Below are 2,812 nucleotides of genomic sequence, written 5' to 3'. Positions count from 1 at the left end.
TCCCGGATGGTCGCACCATACGCCGAAAATCGCTCATCTCCAGCGGGGATCGGATGGCACCGTCATGATCATACCGGTTACGAACGCCATCGAGGCGCTGAACTCGAAGCTGCGCCGCGCCGTTCGAACACGTGGACACTTCCCCAACGACGACGCGGCCATGAAGCTGCTATATCTGGTCTTGAACCATGCGGCCGAGGAATGGAAACGACCGCCGCGCGAATGGTTCGAGGCAAAGGTCCAGTTCGCCGTCGTCTTCGGCGAAAGGTTCGTCAGCCAATGACGAAACCGGCCTCGCGCACAGAATCCTGACAGTCCCCAGTTTGTCCGCGTCGAAACCATTGTCGAAGTTACCCGGCCCGATGGCGGAGTGTTGCGGATTGCGCTCAAAAACGGTCCAGGCTGTGCGTCGTCAGGATGGTAGCCGAACCAGCGTAACAGCCGATCACGGATCCCTTCCTTCGACCTTTAGAGACTGACCAGTCAGCTGCCACCAAGCGAGAATGACGATCGCTCTCACTGCTGCGGCGCTGGTATCGGTGTGCCGCCAAACCAACCAGCCGCATACGCAATCACGACCAATACCACGATCACGGCTACCACGCCGTACCAGATGCGCCTGTCCTTGAGATCCATCGTTACCTCCTGCCCGCCACGTGTTGGCCACTGGGCGAATTCCTTGAGCCTTTGGCCGTCATTTCCCAGATCAGCGACCCATTTGCCCTCTGGTAGGCACACAGTAGGCTGGATAAGGGTCTTTGAGAAGCGCGCAATACGACCGCGCCGGCATGATCGCCAGCGGCTGCGACCGGTGGCTGCAGGCGTGCTCCACGAGTAGCGGGCATGGACGTCAAAAGATCGGCGATGCCATTCAGCGCCCGTGTGATCGATGCGGCGCGCGTTATCCTGATCTTCCAGCACGGCTCCGCGCAGCCGCACCCCTCATTAGACCGTTTCGAGCCGGCTGAACCGAACCGGGATGAGTTTCCGAGTCCCGAGCTGCCCTGCCGCATCCTTGTCGATGATAGTCAGAAACTGTGCTTCTTCAGATCCCAAAGGCAGAACCAGCCGTCCCCCCCGGCTTGAGTTGCTTCAGAAAACCCGGCGGTGTCTGCTCAGCCGCCGCCGTGACCAGGATCTTGTCGAATGGGGCGTGCTCAGGCCAGCCGCGCGACCCGTCTCCGACACGAATGCCGACATTGGATAAGCCGAGCCCCTGCAGGAGAGCCTCGGCATGGCTTGCGAATTCCTCGATGATTTCGACGCTCCAAACTTGCCCGGCGAGCTCCGCGAGAATTGCGGTTTGGTAGCCCAGGCCGGTGCCGATCTCGAGTACCGCCTCGTGCGGTTGCGGTGCAAGGAAATCGGTCATGAGAGCGACGACGAAGGGCTGCGAGACGGTTTTATCAAAGCCGATCGGCAGCGGCATGTCCTAGTAGGCATAAGGGGCGACCGGGGCTGGAACGAAGAGATGCCGCGGCACCCGCCGCATCGCTGCCATCACCCGCTCATCGAGCGTCGCCTTGCCGAGTTCTTCGCTTGCAAGATCGGGTAGTGGGTCAGTTTGAAATTTGACGCCGCGCTTGTCGCGGTTCGGGCCGAACTCCTATATGCTTAGCGAAACGCATGGGAAGCAGGACGGTGAGTTATTCCATAAAACTTGGCAAGGAGCCGAACGTCCTAGTGATCAACGACTTGTCCAGCAGGCAGGTCGTAAGCCAAGCGCGCGAACTCAAAGCGGGGAATATCAAATTCAGCATTTACGCCAGCGACGGCACTTTGACCGAACTGTATGATCTTGAGCGTGCCGTGGAGGGGGATGACGTTGCCAACCGGACCTAAAGCCCCCAAGCGCCCGCGCGACCCAAACCAATTGGCGAAGTCGATTGTCGATCTGGCGACAGGCGAGACTGAGGACAAGAAGCCACTCGCCAGTGCCCGCAAGGGCGGGCTTATCGGTGGCAAGGCCCGCCTCAAAGCACTCACGCCAGAACAGCGCTCTGAGATTGCCAGAACGGCAGCTGCGGCGCGCTGGAAGAAATCTAGCTAAGCCGCTTCTCTTCATCGATACCGGCAGCGATCATCATCTCTTCAACGTCATCGTTGAAATCCAAGACAAGTTGGATTCGCTCTTCGCCGGGATGAGCGTCGCTGTAGTGATCAGCATCCATGCGAAGCTGCCAACAGTCGCCAACGATTTGCTTTCTGCGCTGGCCTACAGCCTTTTCGACATGACTTGACGCGGGCCGATCGGAGGACACCGATCTTCGGCAGGCGATGGAGGGCACCACCTGCCGCAAGCATCAACTATTAGAAATCACTGATGCAGTCGGGCCGGTGGAGATTGTCGGGAACTATCCGCTCATCGTGGATTATGATCGTATGTGGTCGTGGATGTAGCCGCACACTCCAAGGGTGTCCTGTAAGCCCGCTGTCGAACCGGCAGCGGGCTTTCCTATGGGCGCTTGCCCCTTGGCGCCGGCCCTGCATTTCTTGGACGCGCTTATATACTCCGCGCAACAAGATAGGCGATCCGATACGCCATGAGTAGCAAAAGAACGAGGATCGTAAATTCGAGAACTGTGCGTGAGGGATAAATTTTCAACGCTCCGACTTCAACCGACGATACTGTAACGTAGTGTCGCTTGGCAGTTAATGATGAGAATGCGGTCGCTTCGGTTAGGTTTGGCGATTAATTGCGAGAATGGGGCAGCCCGGATTCTCAATTTAGTGCGCCGGGAGACCGGCAAGGAGTAGGTGGTGGAAGTCCACTGCGATGAAGGAATAGCGATCCACATCGGCCCCGAGCCGT

4 protein-coding genes and 1 pseudogene are annotated in these 2,812 nt (G+C 58.5%); 3 read left to right on the top strand and 2 right to left on the bottom strand.

Annotated elements, in window-relative coordinates; all coding sequences use genetic code 11:
• Nucleotides 1–283, top strand: a 283-nt coding sequence (locus NKJ55_RS35160) for a transposase (RefSeq protein WP_352453890.1), incomplete at its 5' end; no start/stop codon positions are given.
• Nucleotides 284–945: 662 nt separating this feature from the next.
• Here NKJ55_RS35160 and NKJ55_RS35155 read toward each other — a convergent pair.
• Nucleotides 946–1,549: pseudogene (locus tag NKJ55_RS35155) on the bottom strand (protein-L-isoaspartate(D-aspartate) O-methyltransferase); the annotation flags it as partial.
• A gap of 92 nt (nt 1,550–1,641) precedes the next feature.
• On the opposite strand from NKJ55_RS35155, the gene NKJ55_RS35150 reads away from it, so the two are divergent.
• Complete coding sequence (locus tag NKJ55_RS35150; RefSeq protein WP_352453889.1) at nt 1,642–1,842, top strand: hypothetical protein; 201 nt, start codon at nt 1,642–1,644, stop codon at nt 1,840–1,842.
• A gap of 116 nt (nt 1,843–1,958) precedes the next feature.
• On the top strand, nt 1,959–2,240 hold the full coding sequence (locus NKJ55_RS35145; protein WP_352453888.1) for a hypothetical protein: 282 nt from the start codon (nt 1,959–1,961) through the stop codon (nt 2,238–2,240).
• Between the two features lie 375 nt (nt 2,241–2,615).
• Here the strand turns inward: NKJ55_RS35145 and NKJ55_RS35140 are convergent.
• On the bottom strand, nt 2,616–2,812 hold a 197-nt coding region (locus NKJ55_RS35140; RefSeq protein WP_352453887.1), incomplete at its 5' end, for a hypothetical protein.

The organism is Mesorhizobium sp. M0106 (assembly GCF_040322715.1).
GTDB lineage: Bacteria > Pseudomonadota > Alphaproteobacteria > Rhizobiales > Rhizobiaceae > Mesorhizobium.
The sequence above is the reverse complement of the archived record's forward strand: the minus strand, read 5'-3'. Positions and strand labels throughout refer to the sequence as shown.